Below are 25692 nucleotides of genomic sequence, written 5' to 3'. Positions count from 1 at the left end.
TGGCACCAATATGGAGCCAGTTCATTTGCACTTAATGGAGCCACTATATTGGCAGCTAATGGAGCCACCCTATTTGCACCGTAATCGATCCACCTGATTAGCGGCGTAATGGATCCACGTTGACCTGATTTTCCCCTCAAACTTCTGTTTAACTCGCGTATCGTTGACTGTTTTTCAGTCAGGAGAATACGCATGGCAAACCGGAGGTTTGAAATGTACCAATACCGACAGATCCTCGTTCGAATGCGAATGGGGGAATCCAATCGTGCTATCGCCAATAGTGGACTGATGGGACGCAAAAAAGCACAAGCGTTGAGAGAAAAGGCAATTCTGCATGGCTGGCTGGATCCCGATGCTGTTTTGCCTGATAACGATACGCTTGCAACTGTTCTTGAAGAAAATTCTCAAGTCCTGATTAAAGGCTCTTCTGTGGCTCCTTATGCAGATAAGATCACAAAGTGGTATGAGCAAGGGATCCAGGGCACAACCATCCATCAGGCATTGGTGGATAAATATGGCTTCACAGGAAGCTACTGGTCGGTGATCCGCTATTTAAAAGTCCTCTCTGAGAAGACGCCGGCCCCGACAACCGTCATGGAGTTTACGCCTGGCGATGCTGCACAAGTAGACTTCGGTGCAGGGCCACTGATTGTGGATACCCGGACCGGCGAGTTACGCAAAAGCTGGATCTTTGTGATGACGCTAGCCTGGAGTCGGCATATCTACGCCGAATTCATTCGCGATCAAAGCACCGCCACCTGGCTGGCCTGCCACCGTCGTGCATTTGAATGGTTTAACGGTGTGCCTAAACGGGTCGTTATAGACAATCCTAAATGTGCCATTACCAAGGCCTGCTATCACGATCCTGAGGTTCAGCGCGCTTATGGTGAATGTGCTGAAGGCTATGGTTTTTTGATTGCACCATGCCCTGTACGTGACCCGCAGAAGAAAGGGCGTGTCGAGTCTAATGTTAAGTACATCAAAAATGGCTTCGTACCGCTAAAAGAATTTCGCAGCTTAAGCGACGCCAATGCACAGCTTAAACGTTGGTTGCTGTCAGTCGCCGGTAATCGTAAACACGGCACCACGAAATGTCAGCCACTTGAACGTTTTACTGAGATTGAGCAGGCATTGCTTAGTCCGTTACCGGAAGTGCCGCCAGAACAAGCCGTCTGGGCTAAAGTAAAGGTACACGGTGATGGACACGTACAGTTTGAACACTGTCGTTACTCAGTACCTTACACGCTGATCCGACAAACCCTGTGGCTGAAAGCCAGCGATACCATGGTGCGCATCTATCAAAAGCATGAGCTGAAAGCCACGCATGCCCGAATGCATCATCAGGGTGGCCGCGCAACGGTGCCTGAACATCAACCGCCCGCCGCGCAAGCCTACAACATGCAGGATCCGCAGTATTGTTTAACACAGGCGCAGCGGATTGGCGACTCATGCCATGTGTTTATCAAGCGTTTGTTTGCCAGTCGCGTACTGGACAACCTACGTGCTGCACAAGGTGTTGTGGGCCTTGCCAAACGCTACGGTGACAAACGAGTTGAAGCCGCCTGCTTACGCGCACTGACCTTCGATAATGTCCGTTACAGCGCCGTTAAACAGATCCTTGAAAAAGGTCTGGACCAGCAACGAGATGAATCGAGCACCTTCGATACGTTAAGCGATGCTTATACTGGCGGTGGCCGCTTCCACCGAGATCCCAACAAACTTCTCCCTCACTAAAGCAAGGAAAAACAGATGATCAACCCGATCCCCGAACTCACGCCATTACTGAAACAACTACGCCTCTCTGGTATGACGGACTCATTAGCGATGCGCAATCGTGAGGCCATTGAACATCAACTCAGTTATCCCGACTTCCTGGCTTTACTGGTACAGGATGAAGTGGCAAGGCGTGATCAGAAAAAGTATGCCACACGTCTGCGTCGTGCCGGCTTCAGAGGTAATAAAACACTGGAAAGCTTCGATCTGAACGCTAACCCCAACCTGAACCGCGCTTATATCAATGAACTGGCTGATTGCCGGTTTATAGATGAACATGTGGCGGTACTGATCGCAGGCCCGTGCGGCACGGGCAAAAGTCATCTGGCACAAGCCATTGGGCATTGTGCTGTGCAGCAAGGCATAGATGTACTGTTCTTCACGCAGGCGAAACTGCTTGCGAACTTGCATGCAGCCAGAGCCACGAACACCTATGAGAAACGCTTCCAGACATTAGCCAAAGTAGACCTGCTCATCATTGATGACTTCGGTTTAAAGCCTCTCAAATCCCCTCAGGATGAAGACTTACACGACTTAATCGATGAACGATATGAACAAAAATCAACGATCATCACCAGCAACCTGGACTTCAGCGAATGGGGTCAGGCCTTCCCGAATAAACTGCTTGGCGCTGCCACGCTTGATCGGCTCAGACACAATGCTTATCGACTGATTCTGGAGGGGGAAAGCTATCGAAAATTACGTGAGCACAATGATCAGACTGGACGGGGAGGAAAAAGCGAGAAATAATCACCTTGTTTGAGGGGTAAAATGACAGTTTAAAGTGGCTCCATTAGCCCGCAAATGGGTGGCGCCATTAGGGTGCCAATCGACAAATGGATGATATATCTGCGTTTGAATAGAAAATAAGACACAAAAAAACCGACTCACGTCGGTTTATTGATGCACACCTAAGAAGTGTTTGGTACCAGAGGCCGGACTTGAACCGGCACAGAGTTACCCCCGGCGGATTTTGAAAAGTTGGTGTTTGAAATAATCATTTAAAATCAGCAAGTTAAACTGTAAAAATGACGCTTTGCAAATTCTTTGCATGACTAACAGCTTTTTGCATAGAAAATGCTTAGTGCCACTTTACCCGATTCTCCCTCCCCCTGTACATGAAGCCCCAAACAAAGGTGATGAGGTTTAGGTGGAATCCCTTTCTATCAGATTCAAATAAACGGTGTGTTTTGATCTGAAATTCCATGCCATAACAAATAAATTGATGTTTATTGAAGACGCTATGATTACTGATGCCGCACGCATTCGATTAGAGTAAATGACGTTTTTTATCACCGGATTCATATGTGCCAAGAAATCAGTTCGGTAAACAGAGGCGTAGCTATGATTTCTTTGGAAAATCCATTTGTATTTTCATCGGTGCTTTCACGTTTTTCAATTAGTCCTACTTGCCATGCAAAGTCGAACCAGAAATGAAAAATATACTGGGAGGGAAATTCTATCTTTGAAAGCTCTGACAACGGATCTGCTTGATCTGGGAAAGCCTGCTCAAAAAGTACCTGGTATTCTCGGTAATGTCGCCATTCAGTGCCAAGATGACGAAGCATATACAATGAGTAACCTATACTGAACTGATAGAATGCACAATCGCTCTCATTACCACTAATATACGCCCAGTTGTACTCAGTAGCATACGTTTTAAACAGTATTTGATAAAGTTCAGTCGCAGCTGTGCTATCACCTTGCTGTATGCGCTCATAAAGTTGCCATGTTGATTTCAAAGGCTTCCAGCGCCCACCGTGTTTACGAATTAATTTGGCAATCAACAAGATGCTGCGAACTACATGTAGGTTAATGAAATCGTCTTCTCTATTTATTTTGGAAACGATAAAGCTAGGAGCAAACTCTTTCATATAACTATCGAATAGCGACCGACAAAAATTGCGGGGCAAATTTCCATTGGCGGTGCACTTAACTCCATCAGCCCCTAAAGCTCCTATTAAATTTACAGCTAACCAATAAACAGGGGCTGATGTAAATTGGGTAACATTCGAAAATTGCCAGCTAAGTAAATCACTGGATTCGAAAGGCTCAGTAAGTAGCTTGTGAGTTTGGCTTGGTGTGAGGTTAAGCATATCAGTATTCGGTGAACTGTTATGCTCATTCATATAGTTCTCAACAAATGCTTGGGCATCCTCAATTGAGTCAAATTGCTCGTTGGCCATGGCTTGTGATATTGCCTGATTGAGTTCAGTGGCAGGATTTGAGGTTTTCTCTTTTTCTGCATAGAAATCGGTAATACCAAATCCTGGAAGCTCTTCTATCTCTCCGTCTTCAAGCGCTTTTAATAATATCAGGTTATTTTCAGCTAACAGGTAATCCGGATCAATTGCCAACGCTCGATGAAACGCACGTTTTGCAGACAAGTGATCGCCTAAATACATCTGACAAATTCCCAAATTGCCGCAGCTTTGTACATGCTCAGGCTGGCTTTTTAACAGTAGAGTAAAGCAGTTTGCCGCTTCACTGAACTTATGACTTTCTAACAATACAACACCTTCTTCAAAAATTTCGGCGTCTATAAGGTACTGTTCTAAAGTGAGGTGTTCGGGAAGTTGTTCTCTTATCGCCTGGAGATGGAGTCTGGCAGGTTCATATTGATGAAGTTCTTCCGGTGACGCACTGTCCAGCGCATTTTGAAAAGCCGCTAAAGATTCAGCAATTGAGCCAGATTTTTCGGCACAGAGTCCAAAATTAAAGTATACAAAAGCAGGTGCGTAGCCACTGTTTATTGCTTGCTTAAAAAACAAATAACCATCGGTATGATCGTTATCGATAAATACAGCTGCTAGCCCTTGAAGCGCAAAGCAAACAGGATGTCGGGGGAATTTCCCGACCGCTTTTTTTACAATGAGTCGGGCAAGTTTATAATCTTCGTCATCAATGGCATCAAAAAATGCGTCAAGCCGCATCTCTAATTTCGGGAAATCTTTATCAAACTTTGTCAAGTAAGTAGTCTTGAATCACTGAATTAATATAAGAAGCATAACATGCAGAGTTTCCAATCTTGAAGCCGAATTGATTAAATAAATGTTCCGGTATAGGCATATCGTGAAAATATGGCGATTCACTCGGAAAACTAACCGTTTCGTTTTTCGTCTATCGGTCTATAATAGGTCTATATTTAGACCAATAGAGATTGTCATGAAAACTCAAACTGTATCTTACATGAAGGAACATGCGAATCATCTGGAATTGGATAATCCCATTTTGGTCACGCAAAATGGCAAGCCAAAGTATGTTATTCAGGATGCGAAAGACTACGAAGAACAGCAGCAAACTATAGCATTATTAAAACTCATTAATTTGTCAGAACGCAGTGCGCGACAGAATGGGCTATTTGATCTGGATGAAGCATTTGACGACGATTGAATACAGCATAAAAGTGACACCGGTTTTTAAACTTTGTTTGAAAAAACTGAATGCATTTTTAACTAGAAAATTTAATCAGAATGTTGCTAGCGAGGCCAAGCAAGCTATTAAATCAAAAGTTAAGTCTCAACTCTCTGGAAATCCGTATTCTGCGCCTCATAGTGACAGGCTCCTGGAACTAGGATTAACTGAATACAGACAACTTCTTGTCGATAGTCATAATGTGGTGTTTTATCGAGTCGATGAGTCTACAAAGACGATCATCCTTCTTCTGGTTATTGATTCTAGACAAGATCTGAAAAAGCTTTTGTTTGAAGTTAACTTGCTCGTCTGATTTATTCTAAATTAATAGAACAGGATGAATACTGATCCCTCGTTTACAGGGTAGAGCAGAGCTACAGAAAGACGCTGATTTCAGGCACAAAAAAACCGACTCTCGTCGGTTTGTGTTCACATCTAAAAGTGGTACCAGAGGCCGGACTTGAACCGGCACAGAGTTACCCCCGGCGGATTTTGAATCCGCTGCGTCTACCAATTCCGCCACTCTGGCACTGATAGATGTGCTGTGACTGCGTACAGTCAGGTTGCGAATTATAACGATGTCATAGAGGCTGACAAGCGTTTTTTAGTGATTCTTCAATAAGCGGCTAAATATTATGCTGATTTGCGCCAGGTTTTGACAAGCAGGGCAGAAAGCCGTTGCAAGCTTATTGGTTAGTAACGGTTTTTATTTCTACACCCATAAACTCATGGTAACACTGCCAATGTGCCAGTGTTAAAATTATTTTTAAAAAGTTTAAAAAATAGCCTGACACAACTGAATAACGGTGCTAGGATCCGTGTGCCTTTGAAAGGTTCTATTATATTTGAAAATTGCTCGTTCCGTTGATCCATTGTAAGTCCCTTGCGCGATTCACATTAGATACGATTACTGAATCAAGCCTGCCGCAAAACAGATAGCCCTTCAATGCAACACCGGTTGTTACAACCACTTAAATTTAATACTTTTTGGAGTTATCTATGTCTACTTCTACAGGCACAGTAAAATGGTTCGACGAAGCTAAAGGTTTCGGTTTTATTTCTCAGGCTGACGGCGGCAAAGATGTATTTGTACACTTCCGTGCGATCAAATCTGACGGTTTCCGCACCTTAACTGAAGGTCAAAACGTTCAGTTCACTATCGAACAAGGTAACAAAGGTCCACAGGCTGCTGACGTAGTAGTACTGTAAGACAGTTGTTCTTAAAACAGGCACCTTCGGGTGCCTGTTTTGTTTCTGGCTCCAGATAATCTTTCTTTCGCTTTCCGTCCTTACGCTAACCGTCTACTTTTGCTCTGAACTGTGGCACACTTGCGCCCATCGCTGTCATACACACCGCAAGCCATGGTTAAAAAAGTAAAAAACACTAAAACAAAACAAATCAATCAGTCATCGCAACAGGTTGAGCAATCTGCCCGTGCCGGATTCGTGCGGCGTCTGGCTGCCATGATCTATGATGCACTGGTGGCTACGGCAGTAGGCATGTGTGCGGCCATGGTATTGATTGTGGTGCTGGTTGTCTCACTGAAGAACGGCTGGCTTGATTTACAAGGTTACAATGAACCCAATGAATTACTTGGCGAGTCTGTGATGTATAAAACGCTGATCCAGGTTTGGGTTGGTTTGTGGGTTGCCGGGTTTTTCTTATGGTTTTGGAAACGCGGCGGTCAAACGCTGGGGATGCGCGCCTGGCGGTTACGCATATACAGCACTACCGACGAGCCGGTAGGGTGGGGCCGACTTGTGCTGCGATTAATCGCCTCTCTTGGCGGACTGGGTACTTTGTTAGTTCTGTTAGACGTAAAGAACAAGCAATCGTTGCAAGACCGGCTGGCACAAACCGAAGTGCTTAAACTGACTAAAGAACAGAATAATCACAAGAGCTGGTAATTAAAATCAAGGGGTCAATCAAGGGGGCAGAGTACATGAATGAAGTTCATTCATGTACTCTGACCCCTTGATTTATCTGGAGAGTAGTGCTGCAGCCACGGCTGCAAAGAGAATACTCGGTAGCAGCGCGCCAAGTACCGGCGGTATGTTATAAACCAGGCTCAGTGGGCCAAATACTTCGTTGGTGATGAAAAAGCCGAAGCCGGTTAGCACACCCATAATAATTCGCGCACCCATAGTCACACTTCGCAGTGGTCCGAATATGAACGACAACGCCATTAATAGCATTACACTTACGGTAACCGGCTGCAGCACTTTGCGCCATAAAGCCAGCTCGTAGCGGCTGGTATCCTGCTTATTATTGGCCCGGTAGGTTATATATTCCTGCAAACCCTGAATCGATAACGCCTCGGGCTTCACAGTTACGATACCCAGTTTGTCTGGCGTTAAAGATGAGTCCCAGCGCCAGGTTGGCTGTACATCGGCGGTAATGGCGTCTGCGCCAAAGTAGGTGTGTGTCACCTGAGTCAGCGTCCAGCCGTTTTGTTCGTAAAAGCCGCCACTGGCATTGGTAATGCTGTCCAGTTGTAAGCCATCATTGAACCGGTAGATGGTGACTTCCTGCAATGAATCGCGGCTCATTACCTGGCCAATACTCACAAAATGATCGCCGTCTTTGGCCCACACATATTTATCGGAGGAAAACAGCGAGCCGCCGGTAATGGCTTCGGTACGCAGTTCTTTGGCGCGGGATTCACTCACCGGGGTGATCCATTCGCCCACCGCCATCACCACAATAATCATCACTACGGCCGATTTCATGGCTGAGGTAATTAAGTTCCAGCGGCTGAGGCCTGCCGCCTGCATAACCACCAGTTCGCTATTGCTGGCCAGTACGCCCATGCCGATGAGTCCGCCAAGCAATACTGCCATCGGGAAGAATTGTTCCAGGTCCCGGGGTAAGCTAAGCAGCACGTACACCAGCGCGGCCAGCATGTCGTAGTTGCCTTCGCCAACTTTGCGCAACTGCTCAACAAATTTGATCAGGGCACTCAGACCAATCAATACCGAAAGGGTAACCGTCACTGTACCCAGCAAGGTTCTGGCGATATACCAGTCGAGAATGCGGATCATGACTTTCTCCGCTTCAGCATGGCTTTAATCTCGGTGCCAAATTTACGGTCCCGGGCGAGCAGGGTAAAGCCAATGATCAGCATAATGCCGTGTACCCACCACAAGCCGAGCTGGATAGGTATTTTGCCGTCTTCCAGCACGCGTCGGCTGGCCAGTAGCAGCATAAAGTAGCCGAGGTAGAGTAAAATCGCAGGGAACATTTTACCAAAACGCCCCTGGCGTGGATCCACCGCACTGAGCGGCACCGCAATCAGCACCAGAAAAGGAATCGATAACGGAATGGCCAGCCGCCATTGCAGTTCAGCCAGCGCTTCTGTGGAGCCATCTTCAAGTAATTCCATGGTGGGGATAACCGACACCTTTTTGCGCTTTTGCTGCTGCTCCGGGTCGTCAATCTGAATTTGATATTCATCGAAAGCCACTACCCGAAAATCCAGACGACGCTGCTCGCCTTCGTACTGATTACCGTTATTCAAGATCAATTGGCGGGTGCCATCCGGCTCTTTGTTAACCGTGCCTTGTTCGGCATAAACCACCCGAACCTGCTCGTCACCTTCATTTTTTTGCTGGGCCAGAAAGACTTTCTGAAGTGAGTTATCACTACCAATATCATGTACGAATATTACGGCTTCCTGGTTGCCGGTTTGTTGGAATCTGCCAGGAATAATGGCACTGAAACCGGCTTCTGCCTTGGCTTGCTCGCGCAGGTTATATTCACTCTCTGCGGCCAGCGGTGCCAGATACAGAGTAACAACGCCAGTCACCAACATAATGATGAACGATAAAAATAACATTACGCGGGTGACATACCATTCACTGATCCCGCAGGCGCGCATTACGGTCATTTCGCTGTCTACATACAGCCTGCCGTAAGCCATCATAATCCCCAAAAAAGCGCTGATAGGAATAACCAGCGAAGCGAGTACCGGAGCATATAAAGACAGGAAGCCGAGCACCAGACTGGCCGGGATGTCACCCTCTGAGGCGTCTCCCAAAACACGGACAAATCGCAGGGTAATGAAAATTGCCATCAATATTAAAAATATGGCAATTTGCGATTTAAGCGTTTCCTTAAGCAGATAGCGGAATATCAGCATATCTGGCCTGTGCAAAAAGTCGGAATTTTAGTGAAAGCGGCTATAATTTTGAGTAAACTTACCATTTTTACAAGTTTTGCCAGTAATAACTAACCGTTGGTTCCGGAAGGCGCGTTTGCCTGAACCGTGAATTATCACGTTGACGCGCCCTACGCAGGATTGAATTCGTGCGTATTAAACCATAAAGCAAGGCAAAACGGCATGTAAAATTGTTCCGGGCCAACCAGACAGAACAAAAAGAGGTGATACAGTGGAGTTTAACGTAAAGAGCGGCAGTCCAGAGAAACAACGCAGTGCATGTATTGTGGTGGGCGTTTATGAGCCGCGACGTTTGTCCGGCGTTGCCGAACAACTGGACGCAATTAGTGAAGGATACATCAGCAATCTGCTGCGCCGCGGCGACCTCGAGGGGAAAGCCGGTCAGATGTTGCTGCTCCACCACGTACCCAATGTATTAAGCGAGCGGGTGCTGCTGGTTGGTTGTGGAAAAGAACGCGAGCTGGACGAGCGCCAGTACAAACAGATCATCGCTAAAACCATTCAAACCCTCAACGAAACCGGTTCAATGGAAGCTGTGTGCTTCTTAACCGAGCTACACGTTAAGGGTCGTGATACCTACTGGAAAGTACGCCAGGCGGTAGAAACCTCACAGGACACCCTGTACACCTTCCTGCAACTGAAGACCAAGAAAGGCGAACCGCGTCGTCCGCTGCGTAAAATTGTTTTCAATGTGCCAACCCGTCGCGAACTCACCGTGGGTGAAAAAGCGGTTGAGCACGGCCTGGCCATTGCCAAGGGCGTTAAGGTGACTAAAGACGTGGCCAACATGCCACCAAACATCTGTAACCCGGCTTATCTGTGGGAGCAGGCTCAGCAAATGGCTGAAGAATATGGCAGCGTTAACGTGGAAGTCGTTAACGAAGCCAACATGAAAGATTTGGGGATGAATTCTTACCTGGCCGTGGGCCGTGGCTCTGAGAATGAATCGCTAATGAGTATTATTCATCATAAAGGCGGCGCTGATGATCAGGCACCACTGGTGCTGGTGGGTAAAGGCCTTACCTTTGACTCAGGCGGTATCTCATTAAAGCCAGGCGATGGCATGGACGAAATGAAGTACGACATGGGCGGCGCAGCCTCCGTACTGGGTGTTATGCATACAGTGGCGGCGCTCAATCTGCCAATTAACGTAATTGGCGTACTGGCCGGTTGTGAAAACATGCCGGATGCTAACGCTTATCGCCCGGGCGATATCTTAACTACGATGTCGGGCCAGACGGTTGAAGTGTTAAACACTGATGCGGAAGGCCGTTTGGTTCTGTGTGATGCACTTACCTATGTTGAGCGCTTCGATCCGGAAACCGTGGTTGATGTAGCCACCTTAACCGGTGCTTGTATCATTGCGCTGGGTAAGCATGCTACCGGCCTGATGAGTACGCATAACCCGCTGGCTCACGAGTTGCTGAATGCCTCTGAGCAGGCATCAGACCGTGCCTGGCGTTTACCGCTGTGGGATGACTATCAGGAGCAACTTGAAAGCCCGTTTGCCGATATGGCTAACATTGGCGGTCGTCCGGCGGGTTCAATTACTGCTGGCTGCTTCCTGTCGCGCTTTACCAAGAAATACAACTGGGCGCACCTGGATATCGCCGGTACTGCGTGGAACAGTGGTAAGAATAAAGGCGCAACCGGTCGTCCGGTGCCTATGCTGGCGCAGTTTTTGATGAACCGTGCTGGTTTAGGCGCAGAGGATTAAAGGTTAATGCCTGCCGTTCGATTTTACGCACTGGCTGAGGCGTCGGTTTCTCCCGCAGGGCACGATAGTGTGCCTGCGGTGTGCGCCAAAGCCTGCGAACTTACCGCCGAACTCTATTCGCAGAAGAAAAAGAGTGTGGTACTTTGCGCAGACCAGGCTCAGGCCGAAGCTGTCGATCAGCTTTTATGGCAATTGCCTGCTGCGCGTTTTGTGCCGCACAACCTTACCGGTGAGGGCCCCAATGGCGGCGCACCGGTAGAAATCGTCTGGCAGCCTCAGTCGCTGCCACGCAAGCAATGTCTGATTAACGTTAGCGGGAAAATGGTAGATAACTTTAACCAGTTTCAGCAAATTATTGATTTTGTGCCGGTAGAAGAAACGGCCAAACAGCAAGCCCGCGAGCGTTACAAACAATTTCAACAAGCCGGTTGCCAGATGCAATTCCTGCCGGCCTAAAAAGAGACTTTTCGAGACACTCCATGGACAAAACCTACGAACCCCAATCGATCGAAAAACAGTGTTATCAACGCTGGGAAAACGAAGGCTTATTCAAAGCCAAGGGCGATGAAGCGCCATCGGGGAACCCTTACTGTATTTTACTGCCGCCGCCTAATGTTACCGGCAGCCTGCATATGGGCCATGGCTTCCAGCAAACCATTATGGACGTGCTGACCCGTTATCACCGTATGAAAGGCGATAATACGCTATGGCAGGTGGGAACCGACCACGCTGGTATTGCCACCCAAATGGTGGTTGAGCGTCAGTTAAATGCCGAGGGCAAAACCCGTCACGATCTGGGACGCGAAGCGTTTATCGACAAAATCTGGGAGTGGAAAGAACACTCAGGTGGCACCATCACCAGCCAGATGCGCCGTTTAGGCACCTCGCCAGACTGGGACCGTGAAGTGTTTACCATGGACGAGAACCTGTCCAAAGCGGTAACCGAAGTCTTTGTGCGATTACACGATGACGGCCTGATCTATCGCGGCAAACGTTTGGTTAACTGGGATCCGGTACTGCACACCGCGGTTTCCGATCTCGAGGTACTCAACGAGGAAGAAGCTGGCCATATGTGGCACATGCGCTATCCGCTGGCCGATGGCAGCGGCAGTATTGTGGTTGCCACTACCCGACCTGAAACCATGCTGGGCGACACCGCTGTGGCGGTACACCCGGAAGATGAGCGTTATCAGGACTACATTGGCAAAGAGATCCGCCTGCCGATCACCGGCCGTTTAATCCCTATCATTGCTGATGATTATGTGGATCCGGAATTTGGTACCGGCTGCGTTAAGATTACGCCAGCGCATGATTTCAACGATTACGACATGGGTAAGCGTCATGGCTTGCCGATGATCAATATCTTCACCCCGGATGCCAAAGTTAACGACGAAGCCCCGGAAGCCTATCAGGGGCTGGACCGCTTTGATGCGCGTAAAGCTATTGTAGCGCAGCTCGAGTCAGACGGTGTACTGGTTAAAATTGACGACCACAAACTTAAAGTGCCGCGTGGCGATCGCACGGGGGCGGTTATCGAACCTTACCTCACCGATCAGTGGTACGTGGCAATCGAAGAGCTGGCTAAGCCGGCTATCGAAGCAGTGGAAAGCGGCGAAATCCGCTTTGTGCCGGAGAACTGGAATAAAACCTACTACCAGTGGATGCACAATATTCAGGACTGGTGTATCTCCCGTCAGCTGTGGTGGGGTCACCGCATTCCAGCCTGGTACGACAATGAGGGCAACGTTTACGTTGGTCGCACAGAAGACGAGGTGCGTAACAAGTACCACCTTGAAGCGGGCGTACAGCTAAACCAGGACGAAGACGTGCTGGATACCTGGTTCTCCTCGGCATTATGGCCGTTTGCTACCATGGGCTGGCCGGAAGAAACCCCGGAACTGGAAACCTTTGTGCCGTCGTCGGTGCTGGTGACCGGCTTCGATATTATCTTCTTCTGGGTAGCGCGCATGATCATGATGACCAAGCGCTTTACCGGCAAAATCCCGTTTAAGGATATCTACATTACCGGCCTTATCCGCGACGAAAGCGGCGACAAAATGTCGAAGTCGAAAGGCAACGTGCTGGATCCTATCGATTTGATTGACGGTATCGACCTAGAATCACTGGTGGCTAAACGTACCACTGGTATGATGCAGCCACAACTGGCGGCTAAAATTGAAAAACGCACCCGCAAGCAGTTCCCGGAAGGCATTCATGCCTACGGTACTGATGCGCTGCGTTTTACGTTTGCAGCCATGGCGTCAACCAGTCGTGATATCAACTTTGATATGGGCCGGGTAGAGGGCTACCGTAACTTCTGCAACAAAATCTGGAATGCCTCGCGCTTTGTGCTGATGAACACCGAAACCGAAGATACCGGTCGTGACGGTGGCGAGTTAGTGCTGAGCCTGGCGGATAAGTGGATTTGGGCGCAGTTCCAGCAAACTCTGGTGGAATTTGAAAAAGCGCTTGCTGATTATCGCTTTGATATTGCCGCACAAACGGTTTATGAGTTTACCTGGAACCAGTTCTGCGACTGGTATCTGGAGCTTACTAAACCGGTACTGAATAACGATGCGTCGAGCGACGCTGAAAAACGCGGTACCCGTCATACGCTAATCAATGTGCTGGAGAGCCTGCTGCGCTTACTGCACCCGTTAATGCCGTTTATTACCGAAACCATCTGGGAACGTGTGGCACCGCTTAGTGCGTTGGATTTCAACGCTGGCGACAGCATCATGGTTCAGCCTTTCCCGGCGGTAGATGCCGCTAAGCAGGATGAGCAGGTATTGGCCGACATCGAATGGGTTAAGCGCTTTATCGTAGGTATTCGTAACATTCGTGGTGAAATGGATATTGCACCGAGCAAGCCACTTCCTGCACTGCTGCGTAACGTTAGCAGCGAAGACGAGCGCCGTTTAGGTATTTCACGCACCTTTATCGACCGCCTGGCGCGTCTTGAGTCCACTACGGTGCTTAAGGAAGGTGAAGAAGCACCAGCCAGCGCGGCAGCGGTAGTGGGTGAGATGGAAATTCTTATTCCTATGGCGGGCCTGATTGATAAAGAAGCCGAGCTTGCCCGTATTGCTAAAGCCATGGGTAAACTGGAACAAGACGTAGCCCGCTTTAAAGGCAAGCTGTCTAACGAAAAGTTTGTTAGCAATGCGCCTCAAGCCGTGATTGAAAAAGAAAAAGCCAAGCTGGCCGATTCTGAGTCACAGCTGGCTAGGCTGAAAGCTCAGCACGAGACAATTGCTGCGTTGTAATGGTTTAGCCAAGCAATAAAAAGGTGAGGTGTCTATTAGACACTTCACCTTTCTTGTAACTGTAATGCACCGGCGTTATTGTGGCGCTATACCGCATTTATTATCAAGCCAATCAATCAGTTCACCATAAAACTGCATCTTATGGTCGTAAAACAGGGTATCGCTGAAGTGATCAGCGCCTTCAAGAACAACGTATTTGTGTTCCTTGTTTAGGCGTTTTAATTCGGCAACAAAAATGTCGCTGTGTTCAATAGGTACACGCTGATCAATATCACCGTGAATCACTAAAATTGGCACATTGGCCTTTTCAACATTTTCGACAGGACTTACACCATCAATGGTCGGTTTTTGTAGCTTCGATAATAAAGGACTGTCATTAAGCGTTGCATTGATTCTGGACAAATCACTTACCCCTGCACCGGCAACAGTACACTGGTATAGATTTGGTTCCCGCAACGTGGCTGCAAACGCTGCATAGCCACCATAGCTCCAGCCGAACATGGCCAATTTGTCTTTATCAGCCAGGCCTTTAGCAACTAAAAAGTTGGCTGCATCATCCAGATCATCCTGCATAGTTAAGCCCCAGTTTTTATCACCGGCTTTCCAGTGGTCCAGACCGTAGCCGGTTGAGCCGCGGAAGTTTGGCTGAATTACCAGATAACCATGAGAGGCCAGTAGTTGCGACCAGTCGTCGAAGATTGATGAATCGCGAGCCCACGGGCCACCATGCGGTAATACCACGGTTGGGTAGGGGGCTTTGCCAACGGTTGGGCGAGTTACATAAGCATTAATCTTTCTTCCATCGCGGGCCTTGTAAGAAATGTAAAGGTTTTTACCGAGTTTGGATTTATCGATGAAAGGCATGCGCTCGCCGAGTTTTATAAGGTCTTTTTTATTACTAAGTAAGTAAAACGAGCCGGGATCATTGGCTGCCTGAGTCAAAACCACTAACTGACTATTATCATCCGACGCACTGATTACGGCCACCCGCCCTTTTGGCGATAAGCCGTTAATACTGTCCTGAATTGCTTGCCATTCGGCATCTTCATAGAAGGTTTGGCTGAACTTGGTGGTATAGTTGTAACCGATGACATGGCCATCATCGTCGAAGTTCACACCGTCTGCGTCGAGGCCATCAAGGCCAAACAGACGTTCGCTGTATTTGCCGCTTTTGATATCCAGCAAATACACACCGGTAGTATCTTCACCATTAATGGCCACTACATAGATTTTGTCTGGATCCTGATTATTAAACCCGTTAACAGCAAAATTTGAACGGTCTTCGCCGCTGGCAGAGTGCAGTAAAATCCAGTCATCACTGCCTTTGGCTCTGACATAGGTTTCTATTGCTTGCTCGCTGCGATTCCAGCCCTGGCCAATTCGAACTTCGCCATCATTGTCTACCCCAAAACTGTTACTCACTTTTGTGGTCCCACGTAACACGGTGTTGGTTCGACCATTATTAATATTTAACTTAACAACATCCGGGATCCAATTGTTGTTAATATCAACCTCAACCAGAATCTGGTCAGGATCATTTACCAGCATGTCGATCATCGAGAAGCTGATGTTGCCTTTATCCCTGAATGGGATAAGCCAGTCTCCTTTGCCATCGGCATCCGTAACGGCAAACTTCGTTACCCAGTATTTTCTTCCGCGATCCTCAAGCAATTGACGGAAGCTAACGCCGATTTTTTCGTTGTTTAACCAGCTAACGCCCGACACACGCATTTTATCTGCGCCCAACGTTACCGGCTCTTTGGCCAGACTGTTGGTCTGATGAATCTCTATAATGTAATCGCCATCCTTACTGGTGGCCCTTACCAGCGCCAGTTGTTTACCATCTGGTGACAATTGTACGCTTCGAATAGCGGGTTGAATGGCAAAGCTCTCAACAACGGAGATTTCCTGTTCGGCATTGGCCGCTGTTCCTGCTATTAACCCTGCCACTACAATGCTTTGTTGTAGTATTTTTTTCATGACTATTTCCTTAAATAAAAGGGCTTCGGCATTGCTGCGGAAGCCCTTGAAATTAAAAAAACTGCTTAATGACCTGGATTAAAAGGCAGCTCGGAAATTAATAAATGGCGTTCTACCATCAGTATCATAACCAACCCCTAGAGGAATGTTGGTATTAGAGAATGAACCATCTGGATCAACTGCTGGAGGCGCTTCGTTAAACACGTTACGAATACCTGCATTGATCTGAATGGTGTCAAACTCATAGGAAATACTCATATTGTGAACAAAGTAATCCTCGGTAAAGGCAACCGGACGACACAGTAATGGAGTGCCTGCAGAATTAAGCAAGCCGCGACAACCAGTGGTACCTTCTTCGAACTCACCTAAGTCGTCTTCTTCACCTTTACCAATAAAGCGGGTTTCCCAGTTAAAAGTAAAGTCAGAGACGGCTACGCGAAATCTCGCACTACCACGCCATTCTGGTACAGCAGGCTCACCTTTATCATCATCTACAGTCCCTAATACATCGTATAATGATTCGGTCATGCGAGTTGCCTGCAAGTCCAGGCTGACATCAACGTTTTGTTCGCCAATAACAAATTCTTGCGAGTAGTAAATGTTGTAGTCAAACCCTTTAGACGTTAACAAACCGATGTTGATAAAGCTTGAGTCTACGAAGCTGATTTGCTGGTTCTCGTCCCGGTTTATACGTCCACAGAATGCAGGGTTACCTGATGCAGAGTAACACTGTCCGATACTGTACCCAGCACTTGGCTCTGCAATACTGTTAGTCACTTCAATATTGAAGCGGGTTAATGAGAAGGTCAGATCTAAATCGTCACTGAATGGCTGTTCAACGATGAAACCATACGTTTTCGCTAATGATGTTTCAGGCTCCAGCTCTTCAGAACCCCCGCTTACTACCTCTGCACTAACAAAGTTAGTGAATTGGGTTTCTTCAGTGTCGCCTATACCCAGCGTCGTAGGGTCAACTCCTGCGGCTAAACAAGCGTCCAATACGCCTTGAACCCGAGTGTCTTCAGCTGGGTTGTAGGTAATGGGAGAGTCTGGATCCAACGGATCGGTTACCCGTGCGTTTTCAGGTACAACACAAGGATCACTTAAACTTGCGAAACCTGAAGTACCATTAAGGAATCTTTCTCGTAAATTAGGTGCGCGGTAGGAAGTACCTTTAGTGCCTCGAATAGTAAACCAGTCTACCGGGCGGTAAATCGCTTTCAGGCTATAAGTACTTTCCGGATCGTAAAAGCTTTCATCAGAAATACGGCCAGACATAGTTAATGTCAGCTCTTCAGCAAATTCAGCGCCACGAACCAGAGGTAATTCTATCTCAGCAAAAACTTCTTTTAGATTACGGGCACCATCAGCTCCCTGGTCGGAAAAATATCCCCACAGTAAGCCATCAGCGGCAACGTCATTTGGATCTGATTTAATTTCGTCGCGGCGATATTCCAAACCAAATACACCACTAACAACTTCATCATTCCACGGTAATGTCGTTAAGTCACCACCAATAAAACCATTTGCCACGAACTGGCTAACTTCTGTGCCAATAGTACGATCTACCATCAGATACGCTTGTTCTTCTGGTGTAAGTGTACCGCCACCTGGCTGATAAATATTGTCAGAGAAAAGGTTTACAGGCACGCATCCGTCGCCGCACGATACAGTGCCGTCATCGTTAACTACTGTATTGTACAGTGAATTTAACAGGCGCTCTTCACTAATACCAGGACGCGAGTCGGTACCTTCTGATGCGCTGTAGGAAACGTAAAAGTCGTAATACCAGTTGTTCAGGCCGATATTCTCAAACGATAGCAGGTTACCAGTTACACCGCCCACCAAACGATACTGTTCAACTTCTATATCGAAGCGATCGCGGTCACCACGAATATTCAGAATTGGCTGAACATCCTGCGGACCATAAGGGAAACCAATGCCTGCACGACAATCGATGCCATAGTCACCACAAGGGTTGAACGGGTTTGATGCTGGTACTACTTCAAAAATTTGCGCACTAGGGTTAAAAATTGGTGACTCACGCTTGGCATATAAGCCTTAATTATTTATGTTTAAACAACCCCACCAACAAACGCGATTTTGACGTTGTTACTGCGATGGCTTTGCCTGTCAACTAAATTAGAGAAATTGACATACTGAAAGTTAAATAAAAAACATTCTGGTGTCAAATTAAATGGAACTTTTTCTATCCCTCCCGGTCAACACCTAATTGTGTTAAAAATCAATATTTTACGGTTATCACTCTGGCAACTTAAAGTTACAGCGGTGTTGCTTTTTTTGTAACAACGACATTATTACGGCGGAATAATTTGTTTTGACTGTTTTATGAACAGAAAAAGTTGTTCAGACCATCGGGGGGCAGAATAAAATAAAGGCGTGTTAATAACACGCCTCTAAGAATGTGCAGTGATGAGCTGCACACACTGGAGCAGATTAAAGATTAAAATTGGTAAGAGGCGAACAAGCGCAGGGTTCTGGGCTGGCCAGGACCAACAAACTCTGTGGAATCGATGTCGTCATAGATATCTTCCAGAACTTCATCTGCCTCGCCGTAGGTACCAAAGGTTTCAAACTCGGTATCAAACACGTTTTCCAGGCGCAGCCCCACCGTAATGCCACTGCTGTGAGCATAGGTGGCGCTGAGGTTAACCAGGGTATAGCCATCCAGTTCGCGGTTTTCGTTGGCTTCGTCGCCACGAAAATACTGACCAGAGGCGTAATCCACATCGGCGCTGATATACAGATTTTCAATCACAGGGTAGGTTACCTCAAACCCGGCCTGCCATTCAGGCTGGCCCGGAATATTATCCCCCGGCATTACCTGACGTCCCGGCCCCAGCGGGTTTTGTGGACTGAATGAAACAAATGGGGTTTCAAACGTGGCCTGCAAATAGCTCACATTGGCTGAAATCTCCAGATCTTCATATTGCTGCAACAGGCTGAATTCGGCGCCCTGACGACGGGTTTTATCCACGTTCACAAAATAGCCCACTGAGGCACGGTCGCCCGCTTGCTGGAATATAATGTCGTCTTTACTTTCACTGCGGAACAGCGCGGCGTGCAATAAGCCGTTCTCAAGCGAGTAGTTTACGCCCACCTCGAGGGTGTCGGTACGTACCTGATCAAGCGGCGGATCGGCCACAAAGCCATTTGGCAATTTACACGGATCGTCTTCGTCGGCGCAGCTAAGTTCTGCCGGACTTGGTGTCCGTGAGGACTGGCTGTAAGACGCATAGGCGTGGTAGCCATCCTTGCGGTAATGCACCGTGGCTGACGGGTTGAAACGGCTGAACTCATGATTGCCGTTCAGTGAACCTTCGCCCACTTCCACACCATCGACCATATCGATAGTGGACTTGTTATAACGGCCGGCAAGAGCCAGTTGCCAGTGCGGGTTTAACTCAATCACGTCACTGACAAACAGGTAAGTGTGTTTTACATCGGTATCCAGGCGCACCCGTGAGCCTTCGTCGAATACGCCAATGCCGGTTACGCCGCGGCTATCTTGAGGGGTATCGTTGTCGAGCACGGCAAATTCGGTATCGCTGCGAAACGAGATGTCAGCGGTATCAATACCCAGACCAACTACCCAGTTGTGAGTTAACGAGCCAGATTGTGTTACGCCTGCAAGCTCAGCACTAAAACCATAGCTTTCCTGCTCGGTTAAGCTGGTATTGGCAGTACCGTCCAGAGTATCAGGATCGACGGCAGAAATTGACTCAAGTGGTACAAGAGGGTCGAAACCTACGAACTGAACAGCGTCGTCTTCGTCAAACTCTTCGTCATCTTCGTCATCATCGTCCATATCCATGTCATCATCGTCGTCATCTTCGAGTAATTCGGCTTCTTCATCTTCTTCACACAATGTTTCACCATAGCCTACGTCACATTCCTCGTAATCACTGTCGTCACCATTGTAGGTTTCGATTTCATTTTCACGGAAGTAAGCGTTAACACGTACCACTAAATCGTTGTCGAGTTGCCATTCGTGATTAAGGTTAATAAAGCGCAGACTGGTAAAGGTTTGGTCCGGGCGGGTGTAAATGGCATCGCGGCCTTCATAAGGGATCAGATCAACCGGAATAGCACCGTTACCAATCAGGTCGTTATCATTAGCGGCCAGGGTAATTCGGGTAGCTGAGTCCTTACCTTTATGGGTAATGTTAGCCAGGCCTTGTTGAATATCGCTGGGTGAATAGTCACGCCAGCCGTCTTCTTCGTATTTATTTACATTAATGTAGTAACCCCATTCACCGTTGTTGCCGCCGGATTCCAGGTTAATACCCTTCTGACCAAAGTCGCCGCCCATCACGGTGACTTTGTGATGCGGGAAGCTAAAGCCGTCTTTACTGTTTAAAATCAGTGCGCCACCCAGCGTATTCTGACCGAAAACCGGGTTAGCGCCGGAGACCAGCGTGACAGATTCGAGCGCCGAAGGCGGGATCAGGTCCCAGTTTACCGTATCACCGAAAGGCTCGTTGAAACGGGTACCATTAAAATACACCGCCAGGCCCTGAGGTAAGCCCAGCAGTGGAGAAGCCGTAAAACCGCGGTATTGTAAATCAGCCTGGAACGGGTTGTTTTGCACATCGTTAATCGACACGCTGACCAGTTGGTTATCCAGGATCCGCGCCAGCGAGTTACCGTTGTCCACATCCAGTGCATCAGCTTCAATTGTCTGGCTGGCCGGGGAGTATTCAGTTAAGCCGGAAACAAAACTCAGCGGTGACTGTCCATACACGGTGATTTTTTCGACATCAGCCTGATTGTCCTGAGCCTGCACCTGAAAACTGCCTGCGATACAGGCTGCAAGATAGAGATAAGAGGTTTTTTTCATTGCGTTACTTCCAGTCCGTTTTCATCGATACATTACGCTGCTGGTTGCTATCACCAGGGCTTGTATTTTTTGTGTAATAAAGTGGTTAAGACGACGTAAGTATGGGAAGAGATGGGCGGCTATCCAAGGGAGCTATTCCCGTATATAACCGGGAAAAGTTCCCGGTTTTAGCCCCTGCGACTTTCGCTACAGACCAAGTAATTAGCGATTTAGTGCTAAAGTAGTAATGTTATTCAGGCAAGGTTAAAAATTGGCTTCATTACCAGTCGAAAGGACAGTCAGTGCAACCTTGCATAAATGCCCCCTGAAAGGTGGCATAGTGAATTCGTGTACCGGTAAAAATCGCCTCACTCAGGTTGGCGCCATTCAGTTTGGCTTCCTGAATATTCGCGTTAGTGAGGTCGGCACCGTTGAGGTTGGCCTTGTTCATCCATACCCGCTCAAGCCGGCTGGCGCGTAGCGTTGTATTAATCAGCTTGGCGGCGCTCATGCGACCCTGATCAAAATTTGCGCCGGTTAAATTGCTGCCACTAAAATTAACCCCCTGAGCAAAAATCGCTCCGGCGGATACGCCTTCGAGGTTGGCATTTAATACAGTGGAAGAGCGAAGGTCTGCATGATACATGTTAGCCATTGCTAAATTGGCATGATCAAGTTTGCTGCGCTTAAAGGTCGCAAAACTCAAATTTGCATGCCGTAAGTCGGTTTCGTTAAAGGTAACATTGATAAACGTGGCACCACTCAAATCGGCATTACGCAGATTTGCCCCACTTAGATCGGCATTCTCACAGTGTGTTTTGGGCACTATCTCGCAGCCATCAACAATTAGTATGCTATCGTCAAATTCAAGAGACGCATTGCCAGTTAATAAATATAAAAGGGTTAGTAGCAGGGCTGAGATTCGCAAGGTAGTCATAATCACTCCAGAAGAGGGAGGCAGACAGCCTCCCTGTATCGCTAGCAAAGTTTAGTTTTTAGCAAACTTTTTCTTGTCGAAGTTAGGCAGTTTAAATACCCAGAATGAGCCGCCCTGAGAAACCGGCTTGGTGAGTTGTGCCATGTCACCACCCCACAGCGGTACAGCACCGCCATAGCCTGAGGCAAAGCCAAGGTATTGTTCACCGTCCATTTCCCAGGTGATAGGGCAAGAGATAATTCCGGAGCCGGTTTGGAACTTCCATAACTCCCGACCGGTTTCCTCATCAAAGGCTTTAATAAAGCCATCGCCGGTTCCGGTAAATATAAGGCCACCTTTGGTTGCCAGCACACCGGCCCACAACGGTAGTTTTTCTTTATGCGACCACTTAATATCACCGGTTTTCGGATCGATAGCCCGTAAAACGCCAACATGATCATCATATAAACGCTTGATACGGAAGCCCTGGCCCAGGTAAGCGTTACCTTTTTGATAGGTCACTTCTTCTGTCCAGTAGTCTTCTTTCCAGTGATTTGCCCCCATGTAGAACCAGCCGGTATTCTGGCTGTACGCCATAGGATTCCAGTTTTTACCGCCCAGGAACGGTGGGGAGACTTCAATCGGTTTACCTGATTTCTGGCCAGGCTCCGGTAATGGCGGACGCTGACCTTCCACTTCTACCGGGCGTCCGGTATCCGGGTCAATGTGGGTAGCCCAGGTAATACCATCCACAAACGGGAAGCCGCGGATGAAGTCGCCGTCTTCACGGTCAACCACATAGAAGAAACCATTGCGGTCGGCATGGCCTGTGGCTTTAACAGTTTTGCCGCCGTCCTGGTATTCAAATAACACCAGTTCATTGTTGCCTGAGAAATCCCACGCATCGTTAGGTGTATGCTGATAGAACCATTTCACTTCACCGGTGGACGGGTCTACGCCAACCTGACCCGAGGTATACAGGTTATCCCAGTTTCGTGGATCGTCACCTTTGGCAGTCCGTTTCCAGGTATTCCAGGGGGCAGGGTTGCCCGCACCAATAATGATCGTATTGGTTTCCATATCAAAGCTGGCACTTTGCCAGGGGGCTCCGCCGCCATGATGCCAGGCTTCTACTAACTCGCCGTTTTCATCGCGGGGCCAGGTTTTGGGTTCACGAGAGCCGCCGGTTGGGGTGCTTTCTTCGCCATCCAAACGGCCCATGTGCCCTTCCACAAAGGGGCGCATCCAGACTTCTTCGCCGGTATCCGGATCGCGGGCAAACAGTTTACCTACTACACCAAACTCATCGCCTGAGGAGCCATGAATCAACAGGACTTTACCAGTGCGTTGGTCTTTAATGAGTGTAGGCGCGCCGGTCATGGTGTAACCCGCTTTATAGTCTTCAAAGCGTTTTTTCCAGACCACTTTACCGGTGATTCGATCCAGCGCCACAATCCCCGCATCCAGTGTTCCGAAGAACACTTTGTCGCCAAAAATCGCGGCGCCGCGATTAACCACGTCGCAACAAGGGCGGATGCCTTCTGGAAGACGGTGGGAGTAGGTCCACAGTTTTTCGCCGGTGCGTGCATCCATGGCAAAAATACGTGAATAACTGGCAGTAACATAGATGATGCCATCATAGACCAGTGCCTGAGACTCTTGCCCGCGTTGTTTTTCATCGCCGAAACTCATCATCCATGCTGGCGTTAAGGTATGGACATTGGACTTATTAACTTGATCAAGTGGACTAAAGCGTTGAGCTTTTGGCCCCATGCCGTACATCAAAACGTCTTCAGTGGTTGTGGCATCATTTTTAATATCTTCCCAGGTAACGCCTTTTGCTGTGGCGTTGCTGGTTAGCAAGGTTGACGACAAGGCAAATGCCAGAGCCGTAAGAGAGGTTTTGCAGAGTAGTGGGTTTCGCTTCATGTTCACACCTTTTTAATAATATGTGTATCAGGTGTTAAAAGTATCGATGCTAAAGCGATCGGAATAACAGGGATTATTGCCCGGTTTTAGCCGGGAAAATGTCATGCTTTTTCATTTATTCATGCAATTAAGTTGCTGAAATGAAATGATATTAAACCATGGTGTTATTGCTCTACTACTTAAGGAGTAGGTGCTTTAGGCTGAAACCGGTAAAGCCCTTAATGGTTATATTTTGACCCGCATCAACAGCGAAGATCTTTAAGTGAAAATATCGGAGTTTTGTGGTGACAAAAGATGAATAATTGAGATAAATTCAGAGTAGGACAGAAAAAGAAAGGGTCAACCTGATGACGTTGACCCTTCGAGTGAGTTGATGAGACTCACCACTGGAGTTGTACTCTAACGGGGGGGTTACAATACCCCGAAACAGTAATGCTAAGAATGCGCTCCATTGGTTTTTTTCGCCACGGAAAAGTTCCCGAAATCAGTTGGGAATATTCCCTGGAAACGAAGTATGAGAGAGGATAAACATATGAAGTCTATTTACGGGGTAACACTGTCACTTCTTGCGGTTTCGGGTTTGGCAATTGCTGCTGATGACAACGCGGATTTGGATGATATCCGCGACTGGCCTATGGTTAAAATGGAAACCTGCCTGGACGCTGCACTGGACACAATCCCCGGCCATGCCAGAAAGTTAGAGCTCAAAATGGAAGGTGATGACCCGATTTATGAGTTTGATATTGAAGCCAATGCCGATGGCGAAACCTACAATGTGGAATGCAATGCCGAGGAAGGCTTTATTACAGAAATCGAACGGGAAGTCAGTAAAGACGATCCCCTATTTAAAAAGTTGGCAAAAATCTCTTACGCCGAAGCCGAAGAAACCGCACTGGCCTTTCATCCGGGTAGAGTGGTTAGTTCTGAGCGAGAAATAAGCTTTGAAGGTGATGCAACCTATGAATTTGATATTCAATCCATCCACGGTTATGAAGTAAAAGTAGACGTCAATGCCGCAACCGGTGAGATTGAAGAAGCCAATATCGAACTCTACGAAATTGGTGTTGAGAAAGAAAATTAGTTTGAGCGATATGGTTTAATTTGTACTAGCTCAGACCTGATCTGACAGTTACCCAGATTTTCTGGTGTCGGCGTCAGGTTAGATTTGAGCTAAATTCTTTTCAGCCCAAACCCGTTTTCCATCAGTTAATGTTTCCATTGGCGTTCGGCCGCAGCACATTTTGCCCTGATGGGTCCGTTCATTGTTGTAATAATCCAGCCAGTCGTCCAGATCTTTCTGCAACATTTCCAGTGAATCATAGAGCTTTTTGCGGAACGTTACCTGATAGAACTCATTTAAGATGGTTTTGTGGAAGCGTTCACATATACCATTGGTTTGCGGATGCCTCGCTTTGGTCTTGGTGTGGTCGATGTCATTGATTGCCAGATACAACTGGTAATCGTGCTGTTCAACCTTGCCGCAATACTCAGTGCCTCGGTCAGTTAAAATCCGTAACATTGGCAGCTCCTGAGCCTCGAAGAACGGCAATACACGGTCATTTAATACATCTGCCGATGTGATTGGCGTTTTCGTTGTGTAGAGCTTAGCGAACGCTACTTTGCTGTACGTATCAACGAAGGTCTGCTGGTAAATTCGGCCTACGCCCTTTAAGTTACCT

General features: G+C 47.7%; 19 protein-coding genes and 1 tRNA gene. 10 read left to right on the top strand and 10 right to left on the bottom strand.

Annotated elements, in window-relative coordinates:
• Positions 1-213 precede the first annotated feature (213 nt).
• Complete coding sequence (istA, locus tag C6Y40_RS12595; RefSeq protein WP_105934882.1) at positions 214-1734, top strand: IS21 family transposase; 1521 nt, start codon at positions 214-216, stop codon at positions 1732-1734.
• A 15-nt stretch (positions 1735-1749) separates the two neighbouring features.
• Positions 1750-2523, top strand: coding sequence for an IS21-like element helper ATPase IstB (istB, locus tag C6Y40_RS12590; RefSeq protein WP_276309517.1), 774 nt, complete (start codon positions 1750-1752; stop codon positions 2521-2523).
• Between the two features lie 551 nt (positions 2524-3074).
• Here the strand turns inward: istB and C6Y40_RS12585 are convergent.
• The gene (locus C6Y40_RS12585; protein ID WP_105934880.1) at positions 3075-4742 is read right to left on the bottom strand and encodes a tetratricopeptide repeat protein; all 1668 of its coding nucleotides are present in this window, start codon (positions 4740-4742) and stop codon (positions 3075-3077) included.
• A gap of 196 nt (positions 4743-4938) precedes the next feature.
• Between C6Y40_RS12585 and C6Y40_RS12580 the strand changes: the two genes are divergently transcribed.
• Together C6Y40_RS12580 and C6Y40_RS12575 are read left to right on the top strand one after the other, a co-directional pair.
• Positions 4939-5166 carry a type II toxin-antitoxin system Phd/YefM family antitoxin gene (locus C6Y40_RS12580; RefSeq protein WP_105934879.1) on the top strand — a complete coding sequence of 76 codons (228 nt, stop codon included), beginning with the start codon at positions 4939-4941 and terminating at the stop codon, positions 5164-5166.
• Positions 5144-5500, top strand: a complete 357-nt coding sequence (locus tag C6Y40_RS12575) for a type II toxin-antitoxin system RelE/ParE family toxin (protein WP_240621944.1) — start codon at positions 5144-5146, stop codon at positions 5498-5500. The genes C6Y40_RS12580 and C6Y40_RS12575 overlap by 23 nt, the downstream gene beginning before the upstream one ends.
• A gap of 129 nt (positions 5501-5629) precedes the next feature.
• Here C6Y40_RS12575 and C6Y40_RS12570 read toward each other — a convergent pair.
• Positions 5630-5716: transfer RNA gene (locus C6Y40_RS12570), tRNA-Leu, on the bottom strand.
• 470 nt (positions 5717-6186) lie between these two features.
• Here C6Y40_RS12570 and cspE point away from each other — a divergent pair.
• Both cspE and C6Y40_RS12560 read left to right on the top strand, forming a co-directional pair.
• On the top strand, positions 6187-6396 hold the full coding sequence (cspE, locus tag C6Y40_RS12565) for a transcription antiterminator/RNA stability regulator CspE (RefSeq protein ID WP_070178316.1): 210 nt from the start codon (positions 6187-6189) through the stop codon (positions 6394-6396).
• A gap of 255 nt (positions 6397-6651) precedes the next feature.
• Positions 6652-7095, top strand: coding sequence for an RDD family protein (locus C6Y40_RS12560; protein ID WP_377908344.1), 444 nt, complete (start codon positions 6652-6654; stop codon positions 7093-7095).
• Positions 7096-7167: 72 nt separating this feature from the next.
• Here the strand turns inward: C6Y40_RS12560 and lptG are convergent, their stop codons facing one another.
• Together lptG and lptF are read right to left on the bottom strand one after the other, a co-directional pair.
• The gene (gene lptG, locus C6Y40_RS12555; RefSeq protein WP_105934876.1) at positions 7168-8229 is read right to left on the bottom strand and encodes an LPS export ABC transporter permease LptG; all 1062 of its coding nucleotides are present in this window, start codon (positions 8227-8229) and stop codon (positions 7168-7170) included.
• Complete coding sequence (lptF, locus tag C6Y40_RS12550) at positions 8226-9326, bottom strand: LPS export ABC transporter permease LptF (protein ID WP_105934875.1); 1101 nt, start codon at positions 9324-9326, stop codon at positions 8226-8228. Before lptF ends, lptG begins: the two co-directional genes overlap by 4 nt.
• A 250-nt stretch (positions 9327-9576) precedes the next feature.
• On the opposite strand from lptF, the gene pepA reads away from it, so the two are divergent.
• Genes pepA through C6Y40_RS12535 form a run of 3 tightly spaced genes read left to right on the top strand, consistent with a single transcriptional unit; the run spans position 9577 to position 14348 of the window.
• Positions 9577-11082 carry a leucyl aminopeptidase gene (gene pepA / locus C6Y40_RS12545; protein ID WP_105934874.1) on the top strand — a complete coding sequence of 502 codons (1506 nt, stop codon included), beginning with the start codon at positions 9577-9579 and terminating at the stop codon, positions 11080-11082.
• A 6-nt stretch (positions 11083-11088) separates the two neighbouring features.
• Positions 11089-11538 carry a DNA polymerase III subunit chi gene (locus C6Y40_RS12540; RefSeq protein ID WP_105934873.1) on the top strand — a complete coding sequence of 150 codons (450 nt, stop codon included), beginning with the start codon at positions 11089-11091 and terminating at the stop codon, positions 11536-11538.
• 23 nt (positions 11539-11561) lie between these two features.
• Positions 11562-14348: a valine--tRNA ligase gene (locus tag C6Y40_RS12535; protein ID WP_105934872.1), complete on the top strand. Its 2787-nt coding sequence runs from the start codon at positions 11562-11564 to the stop codon at positions 14346-14348.
• A gap of 75 nt (positions 14349-14423) precedes the next feature.
• Here C6Y40_RS12535 and C6Y40_RS12530 read toward each other — a convergent pair whose 3' ends face one another.
• From C6Y40_RS12530 to C6Y40_RS12510, 5 genes are all read right to left on the bottom strand, one after another.
• Positions 14424-16328, bottom strand: coding sequence for an alpha/beta hydrolase family protein (locus C6Y40_RS12530; protein WP_105934871.1), 1905 nt, complete (start codon positions 16326-16328; stop codon positions 14424-14426).
• 78 nt (positions 16329-16406) lie between these two features.
• Positions 16407-18173: a TonB-dependent receptor domain-containing protein gene (locus tag C6Y40_RS12525; protein WP_240621942.1), complete on the bottom strand. Its 1767-nt coding sequence runs from the start codon at positions 18171-18173 to the stop codon at positions 16407-16409.
• A gap of 619 nt (positions 18174-18792) precedes the next feature.
• Positions 18793-21189 carry a TonB-dependent receptor gene (locus C6Y40_RS12520; protein ID WP_105934869.1) on the bottom strand — a complete coding sequence of 799 codons (2397 nt, stop codon included), beginning with the start codon at positions 21187-21189 and terminating at the stop codon, positions 18793-18795.
• Positions 21190-21448: 259 nt separating this feature from the next.
• Complete coding sequence (locus C6Y40_RS12515) at positions 21449-22105, bottom strand: pentapeptide repeat-containing protein (protein ID WP_105934868.1); 657 nt, start codon at positions 22103-22105, stop codon at positions 21449-21451.
• A gap of 51 nt (positions 22106-22156) precedes the next feature.
• Entirely contained in the window at positions 22157-24013 is a 1857-nt protein-coding gene (locus C6Y40_RS12510; protein ID WP_105934867.1) for a methanol/ethanol family PQQ-dependent dehydrogenase, read from the bottom strand.
• A 532-nt stretch (positions 24014-24545) separates the two neighbouring features.
• On the opposite strand from C6Y40_RS12510, the gene C6Y40_RS12505 reads away from it, so the two are divergent.
• Positions 24546-25094, top strand: coding sequence for a PepSY domain-containing protein (locus C6Y40_RS12505; RefSeq protein WP_105934866.1), 549 nt, complete (start codon positions 24546-24548; stop codon positions 25092-25094).
• A 78-nt stretch (positions 25095-25172) separates the two neighbouring features.
• Here C6Y40_RS12505 and C6Y40_RS12500 read toward each other — a convergent pair.
• A partial coding sequence (locus C6Y40_RS12500; protein WP_146129523.1) for an integrase core domain-containing protein occupies positions 25173-25692 on the bottom strand: 520 nt, incomplete at its 5' end.

Source organism: Marisediminitalea alba, from assembly GCF_002993365.1.
Taxonomy (GTDB): Bacteria; Pseudomonadota; Gammaproteobacteria; order Enterobacterales; family Alteromonadaceae; genus Alteromonas; species Alteromonas alba.
This window is presented reverse-complemented; position numbering and strand designations above follow the sequence as displayed.